General features: G+C 59.0%; 27 protein-coding genes. 11 read left to right on the plus strand and 16 right to left on the minus strand.

What is annotated here, in order from left to right; all coding sequences use genetic code 11:
• Position 1 precedes the first annotated feature (1 nt).
• The 5 genes from hypA to hypE are packed head-to-tail and all read left to right on the plus strand — an operon-like array spanning position 2 to position 3,529.
• A complete protein-coding gene (gene hypA / locus H9C73_RS14195) occupies positions 2–343 on the plus strand; it encodes a hydrogenase maturation nickel metallochaperone HypA (RefSeq protein ID WP_209288562.1) in 342 nt (113 codons plus the stop codon).
• Between the two features lie 2 nt (positions 344–345).
• Positions 346–1,122, plus strand: coding sequence for a hydrogenase nickel incorporation protein HypB (gene hypB, locus H9C73_RS14200; RefSeq protein WP_209288563.1), 777 nt, complete (start codon positions 346–348; stop codon positions 1,120–1,122).
• Positions 1,123–1,126: 4 nt separating this feature from the next.
• Entirely contained in the window at positions 1,127–1,390 is a 264-nt protein-coding gene (locus tag H9C73_RS14205) for a HypC/HybG/HupF family hydrogenase formation chaperone (RefSeq protein ID WP_209288564.1), read from the plus strand.
• Positions 1,377–2,501 (plus strand): hydrogenase formation protein HypD, encoded by a 1,125-nt coding sequence (gene hypD / locus H9C73_RS14210; RefSeq protein ID WP_209288565.1) that lies wholly within the window; start codon positions 1,377–1,379, stop codon positions 2,499–2,501. The genes H9C73_RS14205 and hypD overlap by 14 nt, the downstream gene beginning before the upstream one ends.
• Positions 2,498–3,529: a hydrogenase expression/formation protein HypE gene (hypE, locus tag H9C73_RS14215; RefSeq protein WP_209288566.1), complete on the plus strand. Its 1,032-nt coding sequence runs from the start codon at positions 2,498–2,500 to the stop codon at positions 3,527–3,529. Before hypD ends, hypE begins: the two co-directional genes overlap by 4 nt.
• Here hypE and H9C73_RS14220 read toward each other — a convergent pair.
• Both H9C73_RS14220 and H9C73_RS14225 read right to left on the minus strand, forming a co-directional pair.
• Positions 3,526–3,720: a PLDc N-terminal domain-containing protein gene (locus H9C73_RS14220; RefSeq protein WP_209288567.1), complete on the minus strand. Its 195-nt coding sequence runs from the start codon at positions 3,718–3,720 to the stop codon at positions 3,526–3,528. The genes hypE and H9C73_RS14220 overlap by 4 nt on opposite strands.
• A 64-nt stretch (positions 3,721–3,784) precedes the next feature.
• Positions 3,785–5,206: an aminotransferase-like domain-containing protein gene (locus H9C73_RS14225; protein ID WP_209288568.1), complete on the minus strand. Its 1,422-nt coding sequence runs from the start codon at positions 5,204–5,206 to the stop codon at positions 3,785–3,787.
• A 165-nt stretch (positions 5,207–5,371) separates the two neighbouring features.
• Here H9C73_RS14225 and H9C73_RS14230 point away from each other — a divergent pair, with 165 nt between their 5' ends.
• Positions 5,372–5,986: a LysE family translocator gene (locus tag H9C73_RS14230; RefSeq protein WP_209288569.1), complete on the plus strand. Its 615-nt coding sequence runs from the start codon at positions 5,372–5,374 to the stop codon at positions 5,984–5,986.
• Here the strand turns inward: H9C73_RS14230 and H9C73_RS14235 are convergent, their stop codons facing one another.
• The 3 genes from H9C73_RS14235 to H9C73_RS14245 all read right to left on the minus strand — a co-directional run bounded on the left by H9C73_RS14235 (position 5,987) and on the right by H9C73_RS14245 (position 10,068).
• Positions 5,987–7,540, minus strand: a complete 1,554-nt coding sequence (locus tag H9C73_RS14235; protein WP_209288570.1) for a methyl-accepting chemotaxis protein — start codon at positions 7,538–7,540, stop codon at positions 5,987–5,989.
• A gap of 234 nt (positions 7,541–7,774) precedes the next feature.
• On the minus strand, positions 7,775–8,647 hold the full coding sequence (locus H9C73_RS14240) for an ADP-ribosylglycohydrolase family protein (RefSeq protein WP_209288571.1): 873 nt from the start codon (positions 8,645–8,647) through the stop codon (positions 7,775–7,777).
• A 113-nt stretch (positions 8,648–8,760) separates the two neighbouring features.
• Positions 8,761–10,068, minus strand: a complete 1,308-nt coding sequence (locus H9C73_RS14245) for an NAD(P)/FAD-dependent oxidoreductase (RefSeq protein ID WP_209288572.1) — start codon at positions 10,066–10,068, stop codon at positions 8,761–8,763.
• Positions 10,069–10,288: 220 nt separating this feature from the next.
• On the opposite strand from H9C73_RS14245, the gene ercA reads away from it, so the two are divergent.
• Positions 10,289–11,452 carry an alcohol dehydrogenase-like regulatory protein ErcA gene (gene ercA, locus H9C73_RS14250; protein WP_209288573.1) on the plus strand — a complete coding sequence of 388 codons (1,164 nt, stop codon included), beginning with the start codon at positions 10,289–10,291 and terminating at the stop codon, positions 11,450–11,452.
• The gene (locus H9C73_RS14255) at positions 11,436–13,163 is read left to right on the plus strand and encodes a PAS domain-containing hybrid sensor histidine kinase/response regulator (protein ID WP_209288574.1); all 1,728 of its coding nucleotides are present in this window, start codon (positions 11,436–11,438) and stop codon (positions 13,161–13,163) included. Before ercA ends, H9C73_RS14255 begins: the two co-directional genes overlap by 17 nt.
• A 6-nt stretch (positions 13,164–13,169) precedes the next feature.
• Here H9C73_RS14255 and H9C73_RS14260 read toward each other — a convergent pair whose 3' ends face one another.
• Genes H9C73_RS14260 through H9C73_RS14275 form a run of 4 tightly spaced genes read right to left on the minus strand, consistent with a single transcriptional unit; the run spans position 13,170 to position 16,845 of the window.
• A complete protein-coding gene (locus H9C73_RS14260) occupies positions 13,170–13,967 on the minus strand; it encodes an ABC transporter permease (protein ID WP_236014300.1) in 798 nt (265 codons plus the stop codon).
• Positions 13,958–14,698, minus strand: coding sequence for an ABC transporter ATP-binding protein (locus tag H9C73_RS14265; RefSeq protein WP_209288575.1), 741 nt, complete (start codon positions 14,696–14,698; stop codon positions 13,958–13,960). The genes H9C73_RS14260 and H9C73_RS14265 overlap by 10 nt, the downstream gene beginning before the upstream one ends.
• A gap of 3 nt (positions 14,699–14,701) precedes the next feature.
• Entirely contained in the window at positions 14,702–15,673 is a 972-nt protein-coding gene (locus tag H9C73_RS14270) for a YVTN family beta-propeller repeat protein (protein ID WP_209288576.1), read from the minus strand.
• On the minus strand, positions 15,673–16,845 hold the full coding sequence (locus H9C73_RS14275; protein ID WP_236014301.1) for an ABC transporter substrate-binding protein: 1,173 nt from the start codon (positions 16,843–16,845) through the stop codon (positions 15,673–15,675). Before H9C73_RS14275 ends, H9C73_RS14270 begins: the two co-directional genes overlap by 1 nt.
• A gap of 162 nt (positions 16,846–17,007) precedes the next feature.
• Here H9C73_RS14275 and H9C73_RS14280 point away from each other — a divergent pair, with 162 nt between their 5' ends.
• On the plus strand, positions 17,008–17,448 hold the full coding sequence (locus tag H9C73_RS14280) for a cupredoxin domain-containing protein (RefSeq protein WP_209288578.1): 441 nt from the start codon (positions 17,008–17,010) through the stop codon (positions 17,446–17,448).
• A gap of 132 nt (positions 17,449–17,580) precedes the next feature.
• Entirely contained in the window at positions 17,581–18,426 is an 846-nt protein-coding gene (locus tag H9C73_RS14285) for a DMT family transporter (RefSeq protein WP_236014302.1), read from the plus strand.
• 39 nt (positions 18,427–18,465) lie between these two features.
• Here the strand turns inward: H9C73_RS14285 and H9C73_RS14290 are convergent, their stop codons facing one another.
• On the minus strand, positions 18,466–19,473 hold the full coding sequence (locus tag H9C73_RS14290) for an MsnO8 family LLM class oxidoreductase (protein ID WP_209288579.1): 1,008 nt from the start codon (positions 19,471–19,473) through the stop codon (positions 18,466–18,468).
• Positions 19,474–19,611: 138 nt separating this feature from the next.
• On the opposite strand from H9C73_RS14290, the gene H9C73_RS14295 reads away from it, so the two are divergent.
• Positions 19,612–19,944: a 4a-hydroxytetrahydrobiopterin dehydratase gene (locus H9C73_RS14295; RefSeq protein ID WP_209288580.1), complete on the plus strand. Its 333-nt coding sequence runs from the start codon at positions 19,612–19,614 to the stop codon at positions 19,942–19,944.
• Between the two features lie 34 nt (positions 19,945–19,978).
• On the opposite strand, the gene H9C73_RS14300 is transcribed toward H9C73_RS14295, so the two are convergent.
• From H9C73_RS14300 to H9C73_RS14325, 6 genes are all read right to left on the minus strand, one after another.
• The gene (locus tag H9C73_RS14300; RefSeq protein ID WP_209288581.1) at positions 19,979–21,274 is read right to left on the minus strand and encodes a DEAD/DEAH box helicase; all 1,296 of its coding nucleotides are present in this window, start codon (positions 21,272–21,274) and stop codon (positions 19,979–19,981) included.
• 129 nt (positions 21,275–21,403) lie between these two features.
• Complete coding sequence (gene mnmH, locus H9C73_RS14305; protein WP_209288582.1) at positions 21,404–22,507, minus strand: tRNA 2-selenouridine(34) synthase MnmH; 1,104 nt, start codon at positions 22,505–22,507, stop codon at positions 21,404–21,406.
• Positions 22,507–23,541, minus strand: coding sequence for a selenide, water dikinase SelD (gene selD, locus H9C73_RS14310; protein WP_209288583.1), 1,035 nt, complete (start codon positions 23,539–23,541; stop codon positions 22,507–22,509). Before selD ends, mnmH begins: the two co-directional genes overlap by 1 nt.
• Before the next feature lie 142 nt (positions 23,542–23,683).
• Positions 23,684–24,097 carry a YgaP family membrane protein gene (locus tag H9C73_RS14315; protein ID WP_209288584.1) on the minus strand — a complete coding sequence of 138 codons (414 nt, stop codon included), beginning with the start codon at positions 24,095–24,097 and terminating at the stop codon, positions 23,684–23,686.
• A gap of 76 nt (positions 24,098–24,173) precedes the next feature.
• Positions 24,174–24,584 (minus strand): hypothetical protein, encoded by a 411-nt coding sequence (locus tag H9C73_RS14320; RefSeq protein ID WP_209288585.1) that lies wholly within the window; start codon positions 24,582–24,584, stop codon positions 24,174–24,176.
• 192 nt (positions 24,585–24,776) lie between these two features.
• Positions 24,777–25,391, minus strand: a 615-nt coding sequence (locus tag H9C73_RS14325) for a transposase (RefSeq protein WP_209288586.1), incomplete at its 5' end; no start/stop codon positions are given.

Below are 25,391 nucleotides of genomic sequence, written 5' to 3' on the forward strand. Positions count from 1 at the left end.
CATGCATGAACTCTCGTTGTGCCGCTCGCTCATCAAGCAGCTTGAGATGCAGGCTCAGCAGCAGGGCTTCAGCCGCGTCCATGAAATCTGGCTCGAAGTCGGGCCGATGTCGGCTGTCATGCCTAAGTCATTGGAATTCGCGTTTTCGGCCTGCAGTCGCGGGACACTGGCTGATGGCGCTACACTGCATATAGTGGAGCAGCCGGCCCGGGCACGTTGTGGTGTCTGCGGCGAGATCTGCACGGTCAGTAGTCGGTTCGACCCCTGCCCGAACTGCGCAGCCGAGGGGCTGGCACTACTCAGCGGTGACGGAGTGGCTATCAAGGAACTGGAGGTTGAATAATCATGTGTGGAACCTGTGGCTGCCATCAGCCGGCAGAAAAGGAAGCAGGCCAGAGCCAGCGTCGGCGTTTGGAGGTCGATCTGGACCTGTTCAGCCTCAACAATCGGTACGCGCAGACCAATCGTGAATACTTTGCCCGTAACAGCCTGCTGGTGCTGAATCTGGTGTCCAGCCCGGGAGCGGGGAAAACACGACTGCTGGAGGAAACCCTCAAGTCACAGCTGGGCAGAATCGAAGTGGCCGTGATCGAAGGGGATCAGCAGACGCGGCAGGATGCAAATCGCATCGAAGCGACCGGTGCCCATGCCGTTCAGATCAATACGGGCACGGGCTGTCACCTGGATGCCCACATGGTGGGGCATGCCATGGAGGATCTTGGAGCCTTGAGGAACGGCATTCTGTATATCGAGAATGTCGGCAACCTTGTCTGCCCCGCCAACTTTGATCTTGGGGAGGCGGCCAAGGTAGTGATCCTGTCCGTCACCGAAGGAGACGACAAACCCCTTAAATACCCCGACATGTTTGCCGCTTCACGGCTCATGGTCATCAACAAGACCGACCTGCTGCCGCATGTGGATTTTGATGTGGAACGCTGCATCGAGTATGCACGCCGGATCAACCCGAGCATCGAGGTGATTCAGCTTTCGGCGACAACCGGAGAGGGGCTGCCCGAATGGCTGGATTGGCTGGAAGGAGAGTACCAGTCGCTGGTGGAAACACGGATTGGGCACTTGCAGCAGGAGCTGGATGAGCTGAGGGCTCAGTTGGAACAGGGGTAAGCCGATGTGTCTTGGAATCCCCGGTGAGATAGTCGCACTGGAAACGGATGATCTGGCCTGGGTCGAGATCAGCGGGGTTCGGCGTCAGGTCAGTCTGGCCTGCCTGCTGGATGAACAGACTCGGGCGGAAGACCTGTTGGGCCAGTGGGTACTGGTCCATGTCGGGTTCGCCATGAGCCTGATTGACCGTGATGAAGCGCAGCGAACGCTGGCATTGCTGCAGGAGATGCAGCAGATGGAACAGGAGTCAGAGAATGCAGCTGGTTGATGAGTTCCGAGATCCGGCGCTGGCGCAGGCCCTGCTGTCCCGTATTGATCAATTGATGACGCAGACACCGCTGGCAGAACGCGAAGTCGTGCGGGTGATGGAAGTCTGTGGCGGTCATACCCATACCATCTTCCGCTATGGGCTGGACCAACTGCTGCCCCAGGGGCTGGAGCTGGTGCATGGTCCCGGCTGTCCGGTGTGCGTATTGCCGCGCGCCTGCATCGACACCGCCATTGCGATGGCGCAGCAGTCGGATGTGATTCTGGCCAGCTTCGGTGATGCCCTGCGCGTGCCGGGCAGTCACAAAAGCCTGTTGCAGGCACGGGCAGAAGGCGTGGATGTGCGCACCGTGTACTCGCCTCTGGATGCGCTGGAACTTGCCCGAAAGCACCCCGAAAAGGAGGTGGTGTTCCTGGCCATCGGTTTTGAAACCACCATTCCGGCGACCGCCATGACGCTGATTCAGGCCGAGCAGGAAGGGGTGGACAATTTCAGTATGTTAGCCCGCCATATCAGCATCATCCCGACCTTACAGGCGTTGTTGGATGATCCTGAGCTTGCCGTGGATGCCTTTATCGGCCCCGGACATGTCAGCATGGTGATCGGCACGGCACCCTATCAGTTTGTGTCTCAGCGCTATCAGCGTCCTCTGGTCGTGTCGGGCTTTGAGCCGCTCGACCTGCTGCAGTCCATCCATATGGTGCTGGAGCAGCTCGCGACGGGACAGCCGAAAGTTGAAAACCAGTATGCGCGAGTGGTCAGTGAGGCCGGGAATGCACAGGCCTGTGTGGCCATTCATGCCCTGTTTGAACCGGCCCAATCGTCGGAATGGCGAGGGCTGGGCGCAATAGAGGGCTCGGGGCTTCAGTTCCGCACGGCTTTCTCACACTTTGATGCCGAACAGCGTTTCGCAGCGGTGCTGCAGTCCGAGCCTGCAGCTACACCTGAATACGCCTGCTGCGGGGAAGTATTAAGGGGCAGTCTGAAACCACGTGCCTGCCCACTGTTTGGCCGTGAATGTACACCTGAGCACCCCGTGGGCGCCTTGATGGTCTCCTCCGAGGGCGCCTGTGCCGCCTGCTACCAGTATCGAGGAGACGAGACACCATGAGCCAGTCAAGCAGCCGGGTCACGCTGGCACAGGGGGAAGGGGGGCTGGCCGCCCGCCAGCTGCTGGAATCCGTGTTCCTGTCAGCCTTCGATTGTCCGGAGCTGCGACAGCTTGAAGACCAGGCGCGGGCATCGCTTGCCGAGCTGTCATTGTTGGGGGATCGGCTGGCGTTTACCACTGACAGTTACGTGGTCGATCCGATTGAGTTTCCCGGTGGGGATATCGGCACCCTGGCGGTTAACGGCACTCTCAATGATCTGGCGGTGGGGGGAGCAATTCCACGCTTTCTGAGTTGCGGCTTCATTCTGGAAGAAGGGCTGGAATTGGAGCTATTGCGCCGTATTACCCGTTCCATGGCTCAGGCCGCCCGAGCAGCCGGTGTGGCCATCGTGACCGGTGATACCAAGGTGGTACCCCGTGGCAAGGCCGACAAGGTGTTCATCAACACCAGTGGTATCGGAATCATTCCGGCCGGTATCCAGATGGCGGCGCGTCAGTGTGAACCCGGTGACGTGATTATCGTCAGCGGTACACTGGGCGATCACGGTGCCGCGATCATGCAGGCCCGCGGTGATCTGGGGCTTCAAGTGGATATCGCCAGTGACTGCCAGCCCTTGCATGAGCTGGTGCAACTGATGCTGACAGCCAGCCGGGACATTCACGCCATGCGAGATGCGACGCGCGGCGGTTTGGCGACCGTGTTAAGTGAGATGGCCGGCACCGCCGGAGTCGGTTTCCAGCTGGATGAAGATGCACTGCCGATTCGGGCCGAAGTCAGAGGTGTATGCGAAATTCTGGGCCTGGATCCGGCCTATCTGGCCAACGAAGGGATGCTGGCAGCGGTGTTGCCGGAATCCGAAGCGGATGCGGTGCTGGCGGCCATGCGCAGACACCCGGCGGGTCAGGATGCCTGCCTGATCGGCCGGGTGGTCGATCAGTGGCCCGGCAAGGTACAGGTGAAAAGCCGCTTTGGCGGGCGTCGTCTACTGGAGCCGCTGACCGGCGCACAGCTGCCACGGATCTGTTAGCGGGCGCCAGAGCCTTTGGGGCCAAACAGAAACCACAGGATCAGACCCAGCAGCGGCAGGATCAAAATGGCGACTACCCAGAAGACCTTGGCTGCCGTACTGGCGCGGCTCTGAATGGTTTTGATAATGGCCATCACATCCAGTATCAGCAAAATAAGCCCGAACAGGCCGGTCACTTCTACGCTCAACATCCTTGATACTCCATGGCAATAATGTCTTCAGGTGAAGTGTATAACACGGCTTCACCGGGGCGGGTCAAATCAGGGGCGCCAGCATGGGGGGCGCCTCATCCAGCATGGCTCGCAACCGTTCCAGCCCTTGCCGCAGAATGTCATCCGTTGGTGGCGGGGTAATACAGATGCGAACGGCCTGGGGTGCCGGCTGACTGCCGACACAGAAGGGATCGGACGCGATCAGGGTAACGCCCTGTTTTTCCGCATGCTGAACGAACTCGGAAGCACGCCAGGGTTCAGGTAGTGGCAGCCAGGCGTTGAAGCCGCAGGGGTGTGACCGAACCGGATAGCCCGCCAGTACCTCCGACAGAATGTTCTGGCGTTGTTGCAGTGCCTGCCATTGCCAGTTCAACAGAACATCCGCATCGCTGCTGGTCAGCCAGCGGCAGGCCACCGCTCCCATCAGGCCGGGAGGCGCCCAGCATTGTGCTCTGAGTGCTGCACGCAGTTGTGGCATCAGATTGGCAGGCGCGCGCAGGGCGCCAAAGCGAAGCCCGCCCGCCAGCAATTTGGAGACGCTGAAAATATACAGGGCACGTTCCGGCGCCAGTTCAAACAGCGGCTTGCCGCGCAGGGTGGCAGGTACGAACTGAACCCCGTCTTCCAGCAGCAGCATATCGTGCCGGCGGGCCACTTCTACGATGGCTTTTCGGCGTGCCAGTGACATGTGTTCGCCGCCGGGGTTGCTGTATTCGGGCATCAGGTACAAAAGGCGTATGCGCTGCTGCTGGCACAGGCGCTCCAGCGCATCGGGCCGAATACCTTCGCTGTCAGTGGGGACCGGCAAGTGTTTCAGCCCCAGCTGGCGTGCGGCGGCAATCATGCCGGGGTAGGTGAGAGCTGCCGAGGCGACCGCTTCACCGGGCTTGATCAGGGCCTGAAGGGTCAGAAAATCCGCATGCTGGCCCCCCTCGGTGACGATCATCTCTTCGGGCGCGATACTCAGTCCCTGCTGCGCCAGCCATGCACTCAACTGCTCGCGCTGCTCAAGGCAGCCTTGCTCAGGTTGATAGTTCAGGGCGGTCTGCAGCGCTTCCGGCATCTGTGACAACTGCTCCATCATCGCCGAGAGCTGCTGCTGGCGCAGTGGATTGGGGATGGGCACGCTCAGTGACAGGTCGATGCTGTCCTGGCCGGCACGGGTAAGGTGGTGAAAATTGGGGGCCTGTTCTTGAGTGCCGCGCACACGTGTACCACTGCCAACCTTGGCCTCCACCAGGCCACGACGCTCGGCTTCCCGGTAGGCGCGGGTCACGGTACCCACCGTCACCTGAAGCGCATCGGCCAGCAGGCGCTGAGGGGGCAGACGATCACCCGGTTTGATTGCACCTGAGGCGATGTCCTGTGCCAGTTGTTCTACCAGCGCCTTGTACATTGGCGGCGAGGAGGCAGACAGGTCGGGAAGCCAGTGACACCGCTGGCGTGCGCGCTCTTGCAGGTCCATGAAGTCTCTCCAGTCCAATTGTCAGGGTGACATTAGATTGTATCGGTCACAAAGTAAACATTGCTCAAACAATCATGCGGTAATAAAGTTTATTGTATCGGTTCAATGGTGAATTTATGCCGATTTTCTCCCGAAAGAACCCCTACAATTAAGGATATCACCGCCATGAACGCCCCCTTTAGCGAACTGCTTCCGCTGATCGGGCCTGCTTCGGTGTTCGCGTTTACCATGACGGCGACACCCGGGCCCAACAATATGATGCTGACGGCATCCGGTGCCAACTTCGGCTTCCGCCGCACACTGCCCCATATTTTCGGGGTCGTGATCGGCTGCCTGGTACTGCTGGCGGCCGTGGCGCTCGGGCTTGGGGCCGTGTTTGAGCAGTGGCCGCAGCTGCAGACGGTGTTGAAAGTGATTGGTGGTGCCTACCTGTTGTGGCTGGCCTGGAAAATAGCCTCTGCACCTCCGCCGGCGGCAGCAGATGATCAGGGCAAGCCGCTGACATTCTGGCAGGCCGCGGCGTTCCAGTTTGCCAACCCCAAGGCCTGGATCATGTCGATTTCAGGTGTGGCGTCTTTTACCCTGGCGGGTGATGCGTTCGTGGCTTCGGCGCTGTTGCTGATGGGCCTGATGGTGGCGGTGAGCATTCCGTCGATTTCGATCTGGGCCGGGTTTGGCGTCATGATCGGACGGCTGCTCACCACGGCTCGCCATTGGCGCTACTTCAATATCAGTATGGGCGCTCTGACGGCCGCATGTGTGGCCATGATTGTCGCCTGATCACCGCTTGAAGCCGGTGACCAGCTCGTGCATGTCACTGGAGAGCTTGCGCAATTCCCGGGTGGTATTGGCTGACTCACCGGCTTCCTCAAGGCTTTCATTGGACAGGTTGGAGATATTGACGACCTGTTGGCTGATATCTTCCGAAACCTGAGCCTGCTCCTCAATGGCCGTGGCCATCTGCAGCGACATGTTGGCAATGCTGCCCATCCGTTCGGCAATATCGTTCAGCAGTTGTTCGGCTTCTTTTACCTGAGCCAGACCGTCAGCCGCTTCGGTTTCACCTTCCTTTGCGACTTCGACCGAGCGCCGTGCGCGTGACTGGAGTTCGGTGACGATGCCGTGGATCTCCTGAGTTGAGCCGCGCGTTCTCAATGCCAGCTCACGCACTTCATCGGCGACAACCGCGAACCCGCGACCATGCTCACCGGCACGTGCGGCTTCGATGGCGGCGTTCAGTGCCAGCAGATTGGTCTGATCAGCGATTTGCTCAATAATCTCAGCGGCCTGCGCAATCTGTTCCGTCTGCTCGGAAAGGGCGGTGACGGACTCGGAAATGCCGTGAACGGTTTCACCGAGGTGAGCAATTGATCGACTGGTGGTTGAGGCCAGCTCACGGCCCTTCAGTGCCGTGGTGTTGGAGCTGTCGGCATGCTCTGCGGTTTCCTGCACATGCCCCGAAACTTCATTGATGGTAGCGCTCATCTGATGCATGGCCGCTGCCACCTGGTCGGTTTCATGCTGCTGCTTGCGCATGGCTTCAAATGCCCGCTCGCTCTTTTCCAGGCTGCCGGACGCCTTGCTGTTCAGGGTCTGGGAGACTTCATCAATACGTGTGAGCACTGTATCCAGGTGGGCGCTTTCACTGAGAATGGCGACCTGCAACTCAGCAAACTTGCCGCTGTCGTCGGTATAGGTCGCCGCGGCAACAGGATGACGAAAGGCTCTGGGCATCAGGCCAAGCAGCTTGTCCAGCTTGTGTTTGCATTGCTGTTGCTGCAGTGCCAGCGAGCCTGCAGATGCAGCGGCCAGCAGTCCCATAGCCGGCAGGGTGTAGCCGGATGTGCTGAGCAGAGCACTGCCCAGAAGGCCTGCGCCCAGGGTGATCCAAGGCCAGGGCAGCTGCAGGTTGGAGGGGGCTTTGCCGCGTTTGTTGATCGCGCTGTAGACCGCCTCGGCACGGGCGACATCCTTGCGTGAAGGGCAGACACGCACCGATTCATAGCCAATGGTTTGTCCGCCTTCGGTGATCGGCGTGACATAGGCATTGACCCAATAGAAATCACCATTCTTACAACGGTTCTTTACCAGCCCCATCCACGGTCGGCCGGCCTTGAGGTGCTCCCACATGATCTGGAAGGCCGCTTCGGGCATGTCGGGGTGACGGACCAGATTGTGCGGCTGGCCGAGCAGTTCATCGCGTGAAAAACCACTGATGTTGATGAAGACATCGTTGCAGTGAGTGATGTTGCCTTGAACATCCGTCGTGGAGATCAGCTTGTCATGAGGCTCAAGACGACGCTCATTGGTGGTGACGGGCAGGTTCTTTCTCATGGCTACCGGGTCCTGCGTTGTGTGTCTTTCAGCCCCGGTTGTCTGGGCATGCTCGTATCGTTATTGGGTGGGGGCTGGCCTGCGCACAAGATTGCTGCGGTGAGGCAAATAGTTGTTTAATTATAGTCGATATCAAAAAAGAGCATGCGTCCACGCAAGTGGAAATTATAAAAGGGCGCAATTCTATGCATTTCTGCTTGTGAGTCAACGCAACTTTTTGGTCATACCTTTATGTTAGGGCGTTTTTGATACCAGTATGCAGGGTAGAAGATGTGCCGGCAGTCGCTCGGGTTGATCAGGGTCTGCCGCCGTAAGGAGTACGGCTGCGACCATGCCGCGAGCACTGGAGTCTCCGCCTGCCAGAACGTTTTCTTTCATTAGCGGCTCGAGGCTGGTAAAGCGGGCAACCAGATGGAGGATGCCCGGCAAACCGTGCCGGGTATCACAGGCAATGCCAAATCGGCGTAATGTGTGCCGTGTGTCTTCACCGGCAGATGCGAGCCCCTCGGTAGCCAGCGTCTGGAGTTCAGGTGGCAGTTGATCGAGGTGACGCTCAAGAGAGCGGATCAGGTCACGGCCTGACAGCACATCGATCAACACCCGGGCGAAATAGTGCGCCGTTTGAATGGTCAGTTCGGAGTCGTGAGTGGCACTGACGGCAGCGGTGACCTGATCCAGGTAATCGTCCCGGTCTTTCGCCAGTGTCAGCGGCGCGATCATGCGAATCACGGCTGACAGCTCGGTTGAGCTGGAGGCGGCCGGCGCGCGCCCGTGTTCAAGGCGCTCGAGAGTGGTCACCGTCGCCTTGTCCTGATAGCCGGTGTAGTGCTGCATGAAGCTGGCCCAGGCACGCTGGTAGTGTTCCTGCTCAATTCTGGGGTGCTGGCGGCAGTACTCAACCAGATGAACCAGCTGGTCGCCATAATGGGTTTGCTCGCCCGCCTGGCGGATGCCATGCCAATGGCTCATGGGGGCATGCAGGCGGTTTAAGTCGAGAGGCTCGCGATCGAGCAGGTCGGTGTCATAGATCCAGTGCAGACCGAGTGCATGGCTGTCGGCGATGAGCGCAGCCTTGAAAAGACGGTCGGCGATCTCACGTGTAAACATGCGGTGGACCCTCTGTATATGCACTGGAAGTGTAGCAAAACCGGAAAAGGCGCAAAAAAATACCGGCCTAGCGGGCCGGTAAAACGCTCATTGCCGTGAATGACTCGAAAGGGTTAATGCAGCTTGAGTCGGGGTCTGATCACCTTATTTATGCGGTCTACCAGCGTGATCAAGAAGGTTTTGATGTACCCGTGTACCGCCAGTTGGTGCAGACGATAGAGTGACACGTATACGACCCGGGCCAGACGGCCTTCCACCATCAGACTGCCACTGGTGAGGTTGCCCATCAGGCTGCCCACGGTGCTGAAGCGGCTCAGTGACACCAGAGATCCGTAATCCTTGTACTCGTAATCGGGGATGGGCTCATCACGCAGGATGCGGTTGAAGTGCTTGTAGATATGACTGGCCATCTGGTGGGCGGCCTGAGCACGTGGAGGCACGTTACCTGACCCGTCCGGTCTGGGGCAGGCGGCGCAATCACCCAGTGCAAAGATGCGCTTGTCCAGCGTGGTTTGCAGGGTCGGGTTCACCACCAGTTGATTGATGCGGTTGCACTCCAGTCCGTCCAGTTGCGCCAGAAAATCGGGTGCGCGTATCCCTGCGGCCCAGACTTTAAGCTGCGCTTCGATGACCTCGCCTTCATCCGTGACCAGTCCGGCCTTATTCACGGAGGTGATGCGGGTGTTTTCACGCACATTTACGCCGAGTTTGCTCAACTCTGACCGGGCTGCTGACGAGATGCGTTCGGGCAGTGCGGGCAGGATACTGGGGCCTGCTTCCACCAGCACCACATCGAGGCGATCACGTTCGAGTTTCGATATGCCATAGGCCGCCAGTTCCTTGGCTGCGTTGAAGAGTTCAGCGGACAGCTCGACGCCGGTCGCTCCGGCTCCCACAATCGCAATACGCAGGCGCTGGTCAGGGCTGTTGCTGGCCTTGAGGTAGGCTTCCAGCAAGGTGCGGCGGAACTGCTCCGCTTCGTTGCGGCAATCAAGGAAGGTGCAGTGCTCTGCAACCCCTTCAACCCCGAAGTCATTGGTCACGCTGCCAACGGCCATGATCAGGTAGTCATAGTACAGCGTGCGGGCCGGCAGCAGTGTTTGACCATCCTGTCCTTTTACTTCGGCCAGATGAATGCATCGCTGATCGCGATTGAGGCTTTCCATGCGGCCCACCTGGAACTTGAAGCCGGCGCTGCGGGCCTGAGCGGAGTAGCTCAGTTCGTCGATGCCGGCATCCAGAGAGCCCGTTGCCACTTCGTGCAGCAAAGGTTTCCAGATATGGGTGGTTTCGGCGTCGATCAGCGTGACCTTGAGGCCCTTGCGGCGGTACTTGCGGGACAGGCGTGTGGCCAGCTCAAGACCACCGGCACCGCCCCCCACGATAACCACGTGCTGGTGTAGGGCTGATTGTTTTTCCATGTCGGAATTGTCCTCCTTTCCCTGATGCAGCGCAGTGCTGCCTTGGCGAGAGTTTATGAGGACAATGGTATCTAATACTAAAGCATAAAGATGCGACGGAATGTGCAGTTTTGTGACATTTTGTGCACCTTTGTAGACTGTTCGGCTGCGGGCGGCTCAGTATAATGAGACCAATAACAATAATGATGATGCGGGGCCTGCACCCGTTAGAGGCTGAAGTATGAGTTCTGACATCTCCCGTCTGCGCAAGTTTGTCTCACCCGAGATCATTTTTGGCAGTGGTGCCCGCAAAACCGTTGCCAACTATGCCAGCACCTTTGGTGCCCGCAAGGTCATGGTTGTATCTGACCCCGGTGTTGAAGCTGCCGGCTGGGTCGATGAAATCGAAACGCTGCTGGCCGAGCAATGTATCCCCTGTGTCCGCTTTACCGATGTGAGCCCCAATCCCCGCGTTGAGCAGATCATGCGGGGCGCGGAGCTGTATCGTGAGCAGGGCTGCAACGTGATTGTGGCGGTGGGGGGCGGCAGCCCGATGGACTGTGCCAAGGGGATCGGAATTGTCAGTACGCACGGACGCAGCATTATTGAATTTGAAGGTGTGGATCGGATTGAGAGCCCGATACCGCCGCTGATCTTCATTCCGACCACAGCGGGCACTTCGGCCGATGTGTCACAGTTCGCGATCATCTCCAACACCGAAGAGCGCTTCAAGTTTTCCATCGTCAGCAAATCCGTGGTGCCGGACGTGGCCCTGATCGATCCCGATACCACACGCACCATGGACAGCTTTCTGACAGCCTGCACCGGCGTGGATGCGCTGGTACATGCCATAGAAGCCTTCGTCTCCACCGGCAGCGGAGCGCTGACGGACATGCACGCGCTGGATGCGATCCGGCTGATCAATACCCACTTGGCGCTGCTGGTAGAGCAGCCTGAAGATGGCCACTTGCGTGAGCAGGTGATGCTGGGGTCGATGAAAGCGGGGCTGGCCTTCTCCAACGCCATTCTCGGTGCGGTACACGCCATGTCCCACAGCCTGGGAGGCTATCTGGATCTGCCGCACGGCCTGTGCAACGCCATGCTGCTGGAGCATGTGATCGACTACAACTACAGCGCCGCCACGGATCGGTTCCGCGTAGTGGCTGAAACCATGGGGATTGACCCGCGCGGGCTGAGTCAGTCCCAGATCAAGCGACGCCTGATGCAGCATGTGATTGCCCTGAAGCGCGAGGTGGGCCTGTATCAGAGCCTGGCCGAGCAGGGCGTGCACATTACCGATATTCCTTACCTGAGCCAGAATGCGATCAAGGATCCCTGTATTCTGACCAACCCGCGCAAATCCAACCGGCGTGATGTTGAGGCCGTGTATGAAGAAGCCCTCTGACGCGGCTGAACTGACATTTGAAGACCTGATCGGACTGGGCGGCCAGTCCGCTCGCAAGAGCTATTACCCCGAGCTCCTGAGCAAGATCGAGGAACTTGAGGAGGAGCGCAACCGCTACAAATGGCTCTTTGAAAACGCGCTGCACGGTATCTTTCAGGCCGACCTCACAGGGCGTATCGGCAAGGTGAATCGGGCGCTGACACGTATTTGTGCCTATCCCGATGAGTCGGCCATGACCGAGGGGCTCAACTTCGCCACTGACCTTTTGTTCAGCGAGCGTGAGTTCAGACTGATGACTGCCCGCCTGATTGCCGATGGCCAGTTGTTCCTTTATGAGACTCGGCTGCGCCGTGCCGATGGCAGCCCGGTTGAAGTGTCGATGAATATTCTGCTGCGCAACCGTGGTGAGCATTCCGACATCGTGGTGTTCGTGGCCGATATCACCGAACGCAAGCGCGTTCAGCAGCGCATGCATACGCTGAACGAGGAGCTTGAACAGCGAGTAGAAGAGCGTACTCGTGAACTGATGGAGGTGAACCAGCGCCTGCTGCAGGAGGTGAAAACACGTGAGCAGGCGGAGCAGGCCGCACAGTTGGCCCGAGCCGCGGCGGAGGAGGCCAATCGCAGTAAGGACAAGTATCTGGCGGCCGCCAGTCATGACCTGCTGCAGCCCCTGAATGCGGCACGGCTGCTGATCGCCGCGCTGCAGGAACGCAGTCTGCCGGATACCGAAGCCAATCTCGTAGACCGGGTCCACCTGGCGTTGGACGGTGCCGAGCAACTTCTGACGGATCTGCTCGACATTTCCCGGCTGGATCAGAATGCCGTTCAGCCCGAGTTTCAGAGCTTTCCAATTACCCGTCTGCTGGACAGCCTCAAGGCCGAATTCGAGCCGGTGGCAGAGGCTGCCGGGTTGAGCTTTCGCGTCCATCAGCGCGATCTCTGGATCACCAGCGATCCTCGCCTTCTGACTCGCATCCTGCGCAACTTTCTCAGTAATGCCTTCCGTTACACGGATGAAGGTGGCGTGCTCATGGGGCTGCGCCGTCAGGGGCAACACCTGTTGCTGCAGGTGTGGGACACCGGCGGTGGCATCCCGGATGACAAGCAGGAAGCGATCTTTATGGAATTCTGCCGTTTGTCCCATCATCAGTCGCGCAAGGGCGGCGTGGGGCTGGGGCTGGCGATTGTCGACCGCATTGCCCGCATGCTGGAGCATCCACTTGGGGTGCGTTCAGTGGAGGGCGCCGGTTCCTGCTTTGAAGTGCGTGTGCCGCTGGCGGCGCACATGCCCACCAGTCTGGTCGGGGCCGCTCAGCCGCCCATGGCGGCGCCCGATGCCATCGCGGGCAAGCGGGTGCTGGTGCTGGATAACGACCCGGAGATTCTTGCCAGTATGGATGCGTTGCTGCAAGGGTGGGGTATTGAGGCCGAACTGGCCATGACACTGGATGACGCCATCACGCTGTGCCACCGGCAACGCCCGGATCTGGTGTTGGCGGATTACCACCTTGAAGAAGCACGCACCGGGTTGGAGCTGAGGGGCCTCCTGAACGCGGCCGGAATGGATGCCGTGCCCATGATGATGCTGACCGCAGACCGCACCTCGGACACCCGTGCCGATTTCCGTGCAGCTGGCGTGCAGGTGCTGAACAAGCCGGTCAAGCCCGGCAAGCTCCGGGCCTTGATGACACACCTGATCGCCGGTTGAGCGGCATCAACCCTTTTTCGGGCGCGCAACCTGTTCGGCTCTGAACCCCATCAACGCCAATACGGTAAACACGACCGTCGTGGCCAGTGTGATCAGACATGCCTGCCCGTTGAACTCCGCATACAGTGCGAAGCGCACCAGCTCGACGGCATGGGTAAAGGGATTAAGACTGCAGACCCAATAGAGCCACTCGCTGGATTCACGCATTTTCCAGAGCGGGTAGAGTGCCGATGACATGAAAAACATTGGGAAAATGACAAAGTTCATCACCCCGGCGAAGTTTTCCAGTTGCCGAATGCGCGATGACAGAAACAGCCCTATGGCCCCCAGCATCAATGCGGTGAGCAGCAGAGCCGGCAGCGCTGTCAGCAGCCCGACCAGCGGCGGCTCCACATCGACCAGCCAGCCCAGCCCGATAAAGGCATACACCTGAGCCAGTGATAACAGCGCGATGGCAACCAGCTTGGAAAACAGCAGCCAGGGGCGCGGCAGTGGGCTCATCAACAGAACCTTCATGCTCCCCATTTCACGGTCGTACACCATGGACAGGGAACCCTGCATGCCGTTGAACAGCAGAATCATGCAGCACAGCCCCGGCAGGATATAGGTTTCGTAGGTGATGTAGGTTTCGTACGGGGGAATAATGGATACCCCCAGAGCGGCCCGAAAACCGGCGGCAAAAACGACCAGCCAGAGCAAAGGGCGCACCAGCGCACTGAGAAAGCGGGTCCGCTGGTGCAGAAAGCGGAGGAATTCGCGTTTCAGTATGCCCGTGAAGGCGATGAAATAGGCACTCAGTGACATGGGGGCGTATCCTTCAGGCCAGTCAGTTGCTCAAAGGTTTCCGCCAGCGAGTGCGTGCCCTGTTGAGCACAGAGGTCTTGTGCACGCCCCTGTGTCAGCAGTCTGCCCTGATGCAGGATCAGCACCGGGTCATCCGGCTCGATCTCTTCGATCAGATGCGTGGCCCAGAGCACGGTAAGCTGATGTTGCTGGCACAAGCCGCGTACATGGCGATTGATGGCCTGGCGTGCGGCGGTATCCAGTCCGACGGTGGCCTCATCGAGCAGCAGAATGGACGGTCGGTGCAGCAGCGCGCGTGCGATCTCGACCCGACGCCGATGGCCACCGTTGAGACTGCGAATGCTGTCCTTGAGGCGATCTGCCAGTCCCAGCTCAGCCAGCAGCGATTCGGCCTGCTGACGTACCTGTTTGGGCGAGAGTCCATGCAGGGCGCCGTGGTATTCCAGATTCTGCAGCACGCTCAGGTCCGGATCCAGGGTGCTCTGCTGAAACACCACCCCCAGCGTCTGCTTGAGCGCACGGGGCTGGCGGCGCGTGGGAACTCCATCCAGACGGATGTCGCCTGACTGCAGTGAATACAGCTGGGTCAGCAAGGCATACAGGGTGCTCTTGCCGGCGCCGTTGGGGCCCAGCAAAGCGTTCAGGCGACCGCTTTCAAGCTGAAAGCTCACGTCATTCAGGGCCTTGCGGCTGCCATAATGAAATGACAGCCCTTCTACCTCGATCCCCATGTTTTACTCCAGTGTGACCACACCCCAGGGGTAGCGTCCGACCTTGATCGATTTGATGACTTTCAGTGCGTCGACATCGATCACCGACACATCACCGCTGACGCCATTGGTGGTCAACAGGTAACGCTGGTCGGGGGTGAATTCCATGTGCCAGACGCGGCGACCCACCAGCAGGTAGTCCAGCACTTCATAGGTACTGGCATCGACCACCGCAACGTGGTTGGACGGGCCCAGGGCGACAAAGGCGTAACGTCCGTCGGCCGAGAGCTTCACGCCTACGGGCTGGATTTTGTCCGGATGAATGCCACGGATCTTGAAGCTGAGCTTCTTGATGATTTCACGGCTGGCCACGTCTACTACAGAGACGGTGCCGCCGATTTCGGAAGAGGCCCAGAGGATCTCACCGTTCTGGCTGAATTCCACGTGGCGGGGGCGCTGGTCGACCAGCGTATTGTCCACCAGCTCGTGTGTTTCCGTGTCGATCCAGTGCAGCATGCTGGTGGTTTCGCTGGTGTTCACGGCCCAGCGCCCATCCGGGCTTACCGCCATGCCTTCCGGCTCGACCCCGACTTCGATCTGGGCCAGTACCTCGTGGCTCTCGGTGTTGACCACCGTCACCAGCGCATCGTCCTCGTTGGAGATGTACAGGCGCTTGTTGTCAGGGTGCAGTGCAAACTGCTCCGGGTCTTCACCCGAGGGCAGGTTGCTGATGATGCGGTGGGTGGCCAGATCCATCACCTGAACGGTATCGGAGTCGCTGGCGCAGATGTAGAGCCGCGTCTTGTCCTTTGACAGCGCAATGCCGCGCGGGCGTTCACCCACTTCGATTGTATCGGTGACCTCCAGCGTGTTCAGATCAATGACTGACAGCGTATTGTCCTTTTCGTTGGACACATAGGCGGTCGCAGCCTGAGCTGCCGGCGCTGCCATCAGAGCGCTCAGCAACAGTGACTTGAGGAAGGGGGGCTTGAACATCAGGAATCTCCTTTGACTGAACACTGGCTCTCGCTGGCATCGAAGCCCAGCGTATCCAGATCGGTTTTCGGGTGCAGGAAGCCGGCCTGAGGGGACTGGGATACCAGTGCACGGGGGTGAACCAGCGGGATGGGTTGGCGAAGCTGACCGCTCCAGTCTCTGAAGGTCAGCTTGCGTCCCTTGAAGGCGCCGAGCTGGAATTGATCCGACAGAATGAATGCCTTCAGGGTGTTCGGGTCAGTGCTGCGGGTCTGCGTTACCGCTTCCGCGACCGAACGCACAGCGGCCCAGCTGGCGTAGTCACGCCCGTTCATCCAGCGGTCGGCCAGCGTCTCGAACCGGCTCTGCAGTTGAGCGGCGCCCCAGGCCTCGACAACACGATGCCAGGTCACCGGGGACATGCCCTGAGTCCCGACCACCGGACGCGGGTACCAGGTGTTGTAAGGCACGTATTCGCCGAAATCCCCGCGTTCATCCGCCACGACCACCACGTCGTACTCATCGGTCTGGGTAAACGGGGGCAGCTCTTTCTGAGCCGTTCGGCGCAGATCGGTGTCATAACTCCAGGCCTTGCGCTCCACAATTGTGGCGCCCATGCGCTGAGCGCTTCTGAGCAGGGAATCGGCATAGCGGCGGTCTTCAGGCTGATTGCCTTCGATGACCAGCCAGCGTTGCCAGCGACGTGAGGCGAGCCATTGCGCCAGTGCGTCCGTCAGCATGGCGCGTGAGGGCAGGGTATGGAGCATGCCGGGAATACATTGGCTGGTGCGCAGTGTATTGTCCTGACTGCCTGCATTGATAAGCAGCACGTCATCGTTGAGCGCGGCCTCAACGTCAATCAGCTGCCGGGTGTTCAGGTTCAGCACGAACAGCCGCACACCCTGTTGATAGAGGGTTTCAGCTGCCTGCACGATCTCGTCTTGCCGGTCAGTACTGGTGGCGTGCAGGGTGTAGTGCTGCTTGAGAAAGCGGCCGGTAGTGTTGCTGTCATTGATGCCCAGCTCGGCACCGCGCAAGCCTGCATCAGCCGGCTCCGGCAGAATGTTGGACAGTACGGGGCCATGATCCGGCTCAAAGCCGAGGTAGCCGATATGGATCTCTTGCGTGGCGGCCTGCAGACCCAGTGGCGCGGCCAGCAATGCCGATAGCATCAGTCGGGGGAGGCGCTTCATTTTCATACTCTTGGCTTATCGTTGTTATGGAGCCAGCTTAGGGAGGAGTGTGTCGGGATGAAATATTCAGAAAGTCGGAAACATTCAGTACCGAAGTAGTATGTTGTGGCGCGGGCAGGTCTCTAGGATGGTGGGAAATAACAGCAATGAAAGGACTGAATCATGTCGACCCCCACCCGTTCACTGGCCCTGGCCACCCTGATGTTTTCCAGTCTCATGGCCGCACCCGCTGCGATGGCTGAAGGAGACCTGACCACGCGTCCCGAGCGGTTGCCCGATCTGGTGCTGGGCAGCGAGCAGAGTGATTACTCTATGTCAGTCAATCGTTATGAACTGGAAACCGGGCAGGCCTACAAGCTCAAGGTCGAGTCGACCGGACGCAAGGAATATGCCATGCAGGCCCCTGAGTTTTTCGCCTCCATCTTCCTGCGCAAGGTGGAAGCCGGAGATATGGAGATCAAGGCGGTTTCATTGACCGAGCTTGAGTTTGAGCGTGAAGGTGAGGCGGAAATCTATTTTGTGCCGATCAAACCGGGTGAATACAGCTTCTACATGAGTGGGCTTGAGCATAAGGGCATGGAGGGGACGTTCAGCGTACGCTAAGCCCCTTGTCCTGCTTTTGACAGTGTTTGATGGCGCGAGAGAATAAGTGTTACAACAATCACTTACTGAGCTATTGTGTAACGGCACATGAGTGATTGTGCGCGCACCGGATTCGACAGGGAGGGAGTTTTCATGGCACTCAGATTGCCGGCGTTACTGGGCCTGACCTCTTTGGCCATGCTGGCGTTTGCCGGTAACTCCCTGTTGTGCCGAGCCGCCCTGGGTGAAGGGCACATTGATGCCGCGAGCTTCACGGTAATCCGCCTGCTGTCCGGTGCGGCTGTGCTCTGGCTGTTGGTAAGAGCCCACTATGACGCGGAAAGTGGCAACGGCAGCTGGCCCTCTGCACTGGCACTGTTTGTCTACGCGGCCGGTTTTTCATTCGCCTATATCAGTCTCGAAACGGGCATGGGAGCCTTGCTGCTCTTTGGGGCCGTACAGGCCACCATGATCGGATACGGTCTGGTCAAGGGGGAGCGTTTTACGGCGCTACAGGTTCTCGGGCTGATGCTAGCGCTTGGCGGGCTGGTTGGGCTGTTGATGCCGGGATTGTCGGCGCCGCCTCTGCAGGGAGCCCTGTTGATGCTGGCGGCGGGTATTGCCTGGGGCATTTACTCCTTGCGAGGTCGTGGCAGTGGGCATCCAACGCGAGTAACGGCCGGAAATTTTCTGCGTGCAGCGCCCTTGAGTCTGCCGCTGCTGCTGTTGGGGGGGCCCGGCGCGGATATCTCGATGCAGGGTGTGTTCTACGCCGTGGCATCCGGTGGCCTTGCCTCGGGCCTTGGCTATGCCATCTGGTACTGGGTATTGCCCGCCTGGAAAGCCAGTGCCGCTGCCAGTATTCAGCTCAGTGTGCCCGTGATCGCGGCGTTGGGCGGCGTGCTCTGGCTGGACGAGATGCTGACGTTGCGGCTGGTGCTGGCTTCAATGGCCATTCTGGGAGGCATTGCGCTGGTGATATACCAGAAGCGGGTCTGATATCAGCCCCGGGAGCCGATGCCCCGGGGCTGAGCGGTATCAGAACTGGCTGGCCAGAAGGCGGTAGCTGTCCATGCGGTCCTGATGGCTGTGTGTGACTGTCACGGTTGCAATTTCATCGCACTCAAAGGCAGTCGCCAGCTGTTCGATCTCCTGCCTGCACTGCTCAGGTGTTCCGACGGTGTAGCCATTGAGGATATGGTCATAAGCCGCCTGTTCAGAGAGTGACAAGGCGGCATATCGGTCCTGTACTTCTGAAGGTGTAAGGAAATCTTCCCGCTGTCCCATCTGGGCCGCGAGCTTGCGGTATACCGCTGTACCTGCCTTCAGTCGCGCTTCTTCTTCCGTTTCCGCACAGATGCAGGCGATCGCCAGTATCTTGTTGGGCTCGCCTTGATGGCCTGCCTTGTGCCACTCGTCCAGATAGGCCTTGAAAATGGAGGGGTGGCAGTTATCCGGATCAATAAAGCGGGCCAGAGCAAGATTGTAGCCAAGGTGGCCTGCCAGACCGGCACTGCCGCCACTGGAGCCCAGCATCCAGAGCTCGGGCGACGGCTGATTATCCGGCAACACGCTGATATTGCTGTAGGGGTGGTTATCAGGCAGAGAGCCGTTGACGAAACCTTCCAGCAGGCGTGCCTGTTGCGCGTAGAGGTCCCCGTGATGCGGCTCATGCGGGTAGGCCAGTGCATGCGATGTGAGGCCCGTGCCGCCGGGCGCGCGCCCGATCCCCAGGTCGATACGATCCGGGTGCAGCGTGGCCATCATCTTGAAGCATTCAGCCACTTTCAACGGGCTGTAGTGGGACAGCATGACGCCGCCACTGCCGACGCGGATGTTTTCGGTCATGCTGGCGATGGTCGCTACCATGATTTCCGGGCAGGGGTTGGCGAAGTGGATACTGTCGTGGTGTTCGGCAACCCAGTAACGATGATAACCCAGGCTATCGCAGAGCTGGGCAAGCTCAACGGTCAGGCGTGGGGCTTCGATTTTTGCGTGTGAGCCGTGTACGGGTGACTGGTCGACCACCGACAGTTTGATGTTCATGAATCTCTCCTCTCTACAAGTTAATATATTAACTAAATGCAGGCCGGAGTTCAATTTGGACAGGTCGATCTTCACGTATGACGGGGGCGCCTTGCGTGACTAGACTGCAAGTAACAACCCTTGGATGTGAGGTGTAATATGTCATTGTCCGACAAGCGATGTGTACCCTGCAAAGGCGATGTGCCTGCCCTGACGCGAGACGAAATCCAGCCCTTGCTGCAACAGGTGGAAGGCTGGGAGCTGGCGGAGCAGGCCAACCGAATCCGGCGCAAGTTTACGTTTCCTGACTTCAGGACGGCGCTGACCTTTGTGAACCATGTCGGGGAGCTGGCGGAAGAGATGGGCCATCATCCGGAGATCAGCTTCGGCTGGGGCCATGCCAGTGTTGAAATCTGGACACACAAGATAGGTGGGCTGCACGAAAATGACTTCGTGCTGGCGGCCCGGATCGACACCCTGCCCGAAACCTGATGGCAGGCTCGGGTCAGGGCAGAAGGCGGCTGTGTCAGCGGTTGCCGGCCGGAGTTGCCTTGCGGCTCTGGCTGCGTGGCTTGTGGCCGCGGTGAACATCCCCTGAGCGCACGCCATCCCGGTGCTGTGTCTTGGGTTTCTTCGGGCGATTGCGGCGACGGCCGGACGGCTTGGCCAGGCTGGATTCCGGCAATTCATGTACCGGCTCGAAGCCTTCAATCAGCTTGCGCGTCAGCAGCTTGCTGGTCAGTCGCTCGATGGCTTGCAGCTGATCGAACTCATCGGCGCTGACCAGCGAGATCGCCTGTCCGTTGGCGCCGGCACGTCCGGTGCGGCCAATGCGGTGCACATAGTCTTCCGGCACGTTGGGCAGGTCAAAGTTGACCACCTGAGGCAGCAGGTCGATATCCAGCCCTCTGGCCGCGATATCCGTAGCGACCAGTACCTGAATATCCTTGCTTTTGAACGCGCTCAATGACTTGGTGCGGCTGCTTTGGCTCTTGTTGCCGTGAATGGCCGCCGCCTTGATACCCGCCTTGTCCAATTGGGTGGCCAGACGGTTGGCCCCGTGCTTGGTACGGGTAAAGACCAGTACCTGGTACCAGCTGTGATCCTGAATCAACTTGATCAGCAGGGGGCTTTTGCGCTTCTTGTCGACCGGCGCGATCCACTGGGTGACCGTTTCAGCGGTCGAATTGCGCGGTGTGACCGAAACTTCAACAGGGTCATTGACCAGCCCTTTGGCCAGCTCACGGATCTCCTTGGAGAAGGTGGCCGAGAACAGCAGGTTCTGGCGTTTGCTGGGCAGCAGTCTGAGGATGCGCTTGATGTCATGGATAAAGCCCATGTCGAGCATGCGATCCGCTTCGTCCAGTACCAGCGCCTCCAGGTTGTCAAAACGCACAGCGTTCTGGCTGTACAGATCCAGCAGCCGGCCCGGTGTGGCGATCAGAATATCGGCCCCCTTGCGCAGGGCCATCAGCTGCGGATTGATTTTTACCCCGCCAAATACGACGGTTGAGCGCAGCTTCAGGTGCTTGCCATAGGTGGCCACGCTATCGGCAACCTGGGCGGCCAATTCGCGGGTTGGGGTCAGGATCAGCACGCGAGCCTGGTTGCTGCGCGCAGGTTCACCTTTGGACAGGCGTTCCAGAATAGGGAGGGTAAAGCCTGCGGTTTTACCGGTTCCGGTCTGGGCTGCGGCCATGACATCGCGCCCTTCAAGCACAGCCGGAATCGCCTGTTGCTGGATGGGAGACGGGGTGTCGTAGCCCTGTTCGGAAATGGCTTTCAAAATAGCATCGGACAGGCCGAGACTGGCAAAACTCATGAATGACTCACTGCAAAGGGTATTGGTAAAACTGGGAAGGCGCGCGAACCGGAAACGCGAGGGCGGCTCTGGGGTGCACTCAGCACAGCGGGAGTGTGAGCTTACCCTAAAGCCGGTGTGGAGGCCAGATCAGATTGCTGTATCGCAGTGGCTGTTCAGGTACTCGATGACCTCTGAACGTGTGCCGCGAAACACAATGCGTTGTGCATGGCGCTGGATCTGATAGTCGTACATGGGGTCGTAATATTCACGAAGCAGGGCGGTTATCCAGTCGCGGTGGCGACCAGTATCGCCCCGGGTGCCTTGAATTCTCAGGGCTTCATCCATCATGTCGGCGAGCCGTTGATAGCGTTCGCGCCCCAGGCGCTTTACAATTCTGGACAGGCTGTTACGCAGATGCTCGGCAAAGGCAGCAAAACCTGCTTCAGGCCCCTGCAGGGCGGTAAACTCGGCTGCCAGATCAATGACATAATCCTTCAGAATACGCTCGACCCGGCTTTCAAAGGGCTCGTCCAGCCAGACCAGAGGGGCGTCAGCAAAGCGCCGGTGCAGCACCATAGGTACATGGCAGCTGCCGATGCCGCGGTTTTCGTCTTCTACGACCAAATGGCTGTGCCCCTGTGCCCGGTGCTTGAGCAGGTCGATGGCGAGCGCGTTTTCGAAATTGATCTGGCTGGGTTGTGGGGTTGCATGACGGCCGAAGCTGGACCCCCGGTGGTGGGCATGTCCCTCAAGGTCGATCGCCTGTTCCAGCCCCTGTAGCAGCTCGGTCTTGCCGCAACCGGTCAATCCACCCAGTTGCGTGAAATGACAGGCCCGAGCCGCCCGTTCCAGCTCCATGATCAGGAACTGGCGCAGCGCTTTATAGCCACCGGTGACCAGGGGGTAGTCAATACCCGCTTCATGCAGCCATTGCTGTGTGATGTTGGAGCGCATGCCGCCACGGAAGCAGTACAGAAAACCGTCCGGATGGGTGCGGGCAAAGTCGACCCATGCCTGTACCCGTGCCTGTTTGATGTCTCCGGATACCAGTCGGTGCCCCAGGCGTACGGCAGCATCCTGCCCCTGCTGCTTGTAACAGATTCCGACTTTATGCCGTTCTTCATCATTCATTAACGGCAGGTTGGTGCTGCCGGGAAACGCGCCCTTGTCGAACTCAATCGGCGCCCTGACATCCATCAAGGGCCTGTCGGACAGAAAAATGTCGCGGTAGTCATCGGTGGACAGGTGCATTAAATGACCTCGACCGCGTATTCACTGGCAGGCACCATCTCGGCAATCGGATGCAATTTCATCCCCAGTGCTCGCGCAGCTTCCGTGAAAGCAGCCTGACCTTCAGGCGTGACGGAGACCAATAATCCGCCGCTGGTTTGAGGGTCGCACAGGATCTGCTTCTGACGCTCGGTCAGTGGGGTCACGCGGTGGCCATAGCTGGCATGGTTGCGCTCGGTACCGCCGGGGATGCAGCCCTGGTCCAGATAGTGGTCCAGGTGGTTCACATGGGGGACGGTATCCATATCCAGGCGGGCTGTCAGGCCGCTGCCGTCTGCCATCTCAACCAGGTGGCCCAGCAGGCCAAAGCCGGTGACATCCGTCATGGCACACACGGCGTCCATGACTGCGAAATGCTGGCCGGCGGTGTTCAGTGTGCACATCAGGTCACGCGCCACGCCCTGATCCTGTTTGCGCAGTTTGCCCTGTTTCTCGGCGGTCGTGAGGACGCCAATGCCCAGCGGCTTGGTCAGATAGAGTCGATTTCCGACACGTGCTTCGTCATTGCGTTTCAGGTGTGCCTTGTCGACGCGTCCGGTTACGGCCAGCCCGAAAATCGGTTCGGGGGCATCAATGGAATGTCCACCTGCCAGTGGCATGCCTGCCATATCGCATACGCTGCGAGCGCCCTGGATGACTTCGCGCGCTACCTCGGCGGGAAGGACGTTAACCGGCCAGCCGAGAATGGCGATGGCCATCATGGGGGTGCCGCCCATGGCATAGATGTCGCTGATGGCATTGGTGGCGGCGATGCGGCCGAAATCAAAGGGGTCATCCACGATGGGCATGAAAAAATCGGTCGTCGAAACGATGCCGGTGGTTTCATCCAGCCCGTACACCGCAGCATCATCTCGTGACGCATTGCCGACCCACAGGTTGGGGTCCTGCAGCTCGCTTCCCGCGCCAGAGAGAATGGTATCCAGTACCGCAGGGGAAATCTTGCAGCCACAGCCGGCACCATGGCTGTACTGTGTGAGGCGAACGGGGTCGGACATTTGTTGAATACCTCCAGCATGTCGTGACAGTTACTGCAGATACAGGCAGCAGCAAAACGCTATCCTGCCTGAAAGTAACCGTCAACTGAATGATGCCGAGGTGAGGGCAGGGGCCGAGCCGTGTGGCCCGGACCCGATACATTCAGGCTGAATGGGTAGGTTTGAAGCCCAGCGCTTTGGCGATCATGATGGCCGGACACCAGCCGGAAAAAGCTGACTGTATCAGGCTCAGGCCGATGATAAGAGTGACGATCAGCAGCGTGCCGGGGGCGACGGCGAGTATTACCGGCAGGGTGGTAGCGAGAATGAGTACGCCGGCGATGATATGGACGCCCTGATTAACGGTCATGCCACGGCAGTCACAGACTTCTTCGCGCATGCCGACCATGCGGAACAGCGTAATGGCCGGGCACCAGCCGGTGAAGGCGGACTGCAGCAGGTTGAAGCCGACAAAGGCGGTCAGCCACAACCAGAGCGGTGATACGAAATGACCCAGAATCAGGCTCAGCGTCACCACTGAACCGGCCATGAGGCGGAGAGCTGCATTAAGAGACATCCGATAACTCCTTTTAAATTAGAATTACCTTAATTATATATTAGGTTTTGCGAATGTATAGTCTCTCGCGCTGGTATCAGAGCTGCCAGGCCTGTGTTGCTTTCTCTGCAGTGTTGTCGCCACCGCCCAGCTGGCGTTCGATCTCCTTTTCTATCAGGGCCTCGATGCGCTCGCGCTCTTCAGGGGGCAGCTTGCTGAGGCTTTCTTCCGTCAAGCCCATCTCTTTCAGCAGGGTGTACCGGATCCGTTCCGCAGGTGTCATTTGCAGTATTTCGAGTAATGTTTCGCGGGCATCCTGCACCGGCTCCTCCGCTGTCATGGGCGGCTGGCTTTCAAACTGTGCTTTGGCTTCGTCGGCTGAGGCCTGTGCCTGTTCTGCAATGGCGGCCTTCAACTGCTCTGAAAAATGCTGACCGCCTGTTGCCTCAGGCTGTTTTGCTGCAGTTGTGGGGGTCATTTGTGCGTGTGTGTCGGTAATGCTGAGCATATGGCGTCCTCCCTGTTACTGCTTTTGCCCCTAGCAAAAAAGGTGCCTGCAGTCGGAACTCCCGAGGTGGTGGGCTTTCCTGCCGGGGGCTCAGGCTGCATGGGCAGCGATTTGCCGATGTGTGGCCGGTGTTTGCCGCGACTGCTATGCTGATTGCCTATAACAAGTGACTGTGGTGTCCAGCATAAATAATCAGGCTGTTTTATGACGCCAAAGCTCTTCGTTTTTGAGCATGGTATTTAGCACCACAATGAGCTTGCGCATGCAGGCAATGATGGCCACTTTGGGCAGTTTGCCTTGGGCTTTCAGGTGCTCGTAGAAGCGTTTGAAGATCGGGTTACATTGGATGGATGACAGCATCGCCATGAACATGACCGTACGGATACGGTGACGGCCTCCGCGGATACGCCGCTTGCCATTCCAGGTCCCACTTTCTCGGTTCATGGGGGCGACACCGACAAGCGCGGCGATCTCTTTACGGTTGAGGTTGCCGAGTTCTGGAAGCTCGCTGAGCAAGGTGTACGCGAGGACTTTACCGACACCTGGCACGCTGGTCAGGATCTCGGTTTTGGTACGCCAATGTTTGACCTGTATAACGGCTTCATCGATCTGTTTGGTGATAGTCTTTATCTGAGTGTCCAGCGAGCGTAGCAATGTTTTGATCGAGCGGTGCAGGGCTTTTGGCAAGATCTGGAGGCGGTTTTTCTCCATGGTCTGCATTTCAAGCAGCTGGCTGCGCCGAATAAGTAAGTCCTTGATCAAGCGGGATTGTTTGTCGGGTATGGGTTTAATATCCGGCTGTATGGT

Source organism: Marinobacterium alkalitolerans (assembly GCF_017776525.1).
Lineage (GTDB): Bacteria > Pseudomonadota > Gammaproteobacteria > Pseudomonadales > Balneatricaceae > Marinobacterium > Marinobacterium alkalitolerans.

Coding starts and splice junctions, on each gene's coding strand:
- H9C73_RS14205 (WP_209288564.1), top strand. CDS start 1,127: ATGTGTCTTGGAATCCCCGGTGAGATAGTCGCACTGGAAACGGATGAT.
- hypE (WP_209288566.1), top strand. CDS start 2,498: ATGAGCCAGTCAAGCAGCCGGGTCACGCTGGCACAGGGGGAAGGGGGG.
- hypA (WP_209288562.1), top strand. CDS start 2: ATGCATGAACTCTCGTTGTGCCGCTCGCTCATCAAGCAGCTTGAGATG.
- H9C73_RS14315 (WP_209288584.1), bottom strand. CDS start 24,097: ATGTCTCTTAATGCAGCTCTCCGCCTCATGGCCGGTTCAGTGGTGACG.
- H9C73_RS14295 (WP_209288580.1), top strand. CDS start 19,612: ATGTCATTGTCCGACAAGCGATGTGTACCCTGCAAAGGCGATGTGCCT.
- H9C73_RS14320 (WP_209288585.1), bottom strand. CDS start 24,584: ATGCTCAGCATTACCGACACACACGCACAAATGACCCCCACAACTGCA.
- H9C73_RS14270 (WP_209288576.1), bottom strand. CDS start 15,673: ATGTTCAAGCCCCCCTTCCTCAAGTCACTGTTGCTGAGCGCTCTGATG.
- H9C73_RS14260 (WP_236014300.1), bottom strand. CDS start 13,967: ATGTCACTGAGTGCCTATTTCATCGCCTTCACGGGCATACTGAAACGC.
- mnmH (WP_209288582.1), bottom strand. CDS start 22,507: ATGCACCTGTCCACCGATGACTACCGCGACATTTTTCTGTCCGACAGG.
- hypB (WP_209288563.1), top strand. CDS start 346: ATGTGTGGAACCTGTGGCTGCCATCAGCCGGCAGAAAAGGAAGCAGGC.
- H9C73_RS14235 (WP_209288570.1), bottom strand. CDS start 7,540: ATGAGAAAGAACCTGCCCGTCACCACCAATGAGCGTCGTCTTGAGCCT.
- H9C73_RS14275 (WP_236014301.1), bottom strand. CDS start 16,845: ATGAAGCGCCTCCCCCGACTGATGCTATCGGCATTGCTGGCCGCGCCA.
- hypD (WP_209288565.1), top strand. CDS start 1,377: ATGCAGCTGGTTGATGAGTTCCGAGATCCGGCGCTGGCGCAGGCCCTG.
- H9C73_RS14290 (WP_209288579.1), bottom strand. CDS start 19,473: ATGAACATCAAACTGTCGGTGGTCGACCAGTCACCCGTACACGGCTCA.
- selD (WP_209288583.1), bottom strand. CDS start 23,541: ATGTCCGACCCCGTTCGCCTCACACAGTACAGCCATGGTGCCGGCTGT.
- H9C73_RS14225 (WP_209288568.1), bottom strand. CDS start 5,206: ATGGACCTGCAAGAGCGCGCACGCCAGCGGTGTCACTGGCTTCCCGAC.
- H9C73_RS14255 (WP_209288574.1), top strand. CDS start 11,436: ATGAAGAAGCCCTCTGACGCGGCTGAACTGACATTTGAAGACCTGATC.
- ercA (WP_209288573.1), top strand. CDS start 10,289: ATGAGTTCTGACATCTCCCGTCTGCGCAAGTTTGTCTCACCCGAGATC.
- H9C73_RS14300 (WP_209288581.1), bottom strand. CDS start 21,274: ATGAGTTTTGCCAGTCTCGGCCTGTCCGATGCTATTTTGAAAGCCATT.
- H9C73_RS14245 (WP_209288572.1), bottom strand. CDS start 10,068: ATGGAAAAACAATCAGCCCTACACCAGCACGTGGTTATCGTGGGGGGC.
- H9C73_RS14265 (WP_209288575.1), bottom strand. CDS start 14,698: ATGGGGATCGAGGTAGAAGGGCTGTCATTTCATTATGGCAGCCGCAAG.
- H9C73_RS14220 (WP_209288567.1), bottom strand. CDS start 3,720: ATGTTGAGCGTAGAAGTGACCGGCCTGTTCGGGCTTATTTTGCTGATA.
- H9C73_RS14285 (WP_236014302.1), top strand. CDS start 17,581: ATGGCACTCAGATTGCCGGCGTTACTGGGCCTGACCTCTTTGGCCATG.
- H9C73_RS14230 (WP_209288569.1), top strand. CDS start 5,372: ATGAACGCCCCCTTTAGCGAACTGCTTCCGCTGATCGGGCCTGCTTCG.
- H9C73_RS14240 (WP_209288571.1), bottom strand. CDS start 8,647: ATGTTTACACGTGAGATCGCCGACCGTCTTTTCAAGGCTGCGCTCATC.
- H9C73_RS14280 (WP_209288578.1), top strand. CDS start 17,008: ATGTCGACCCCCACCCGTTCACTGGCCCTGGCCACCCTGATGTTTTCC.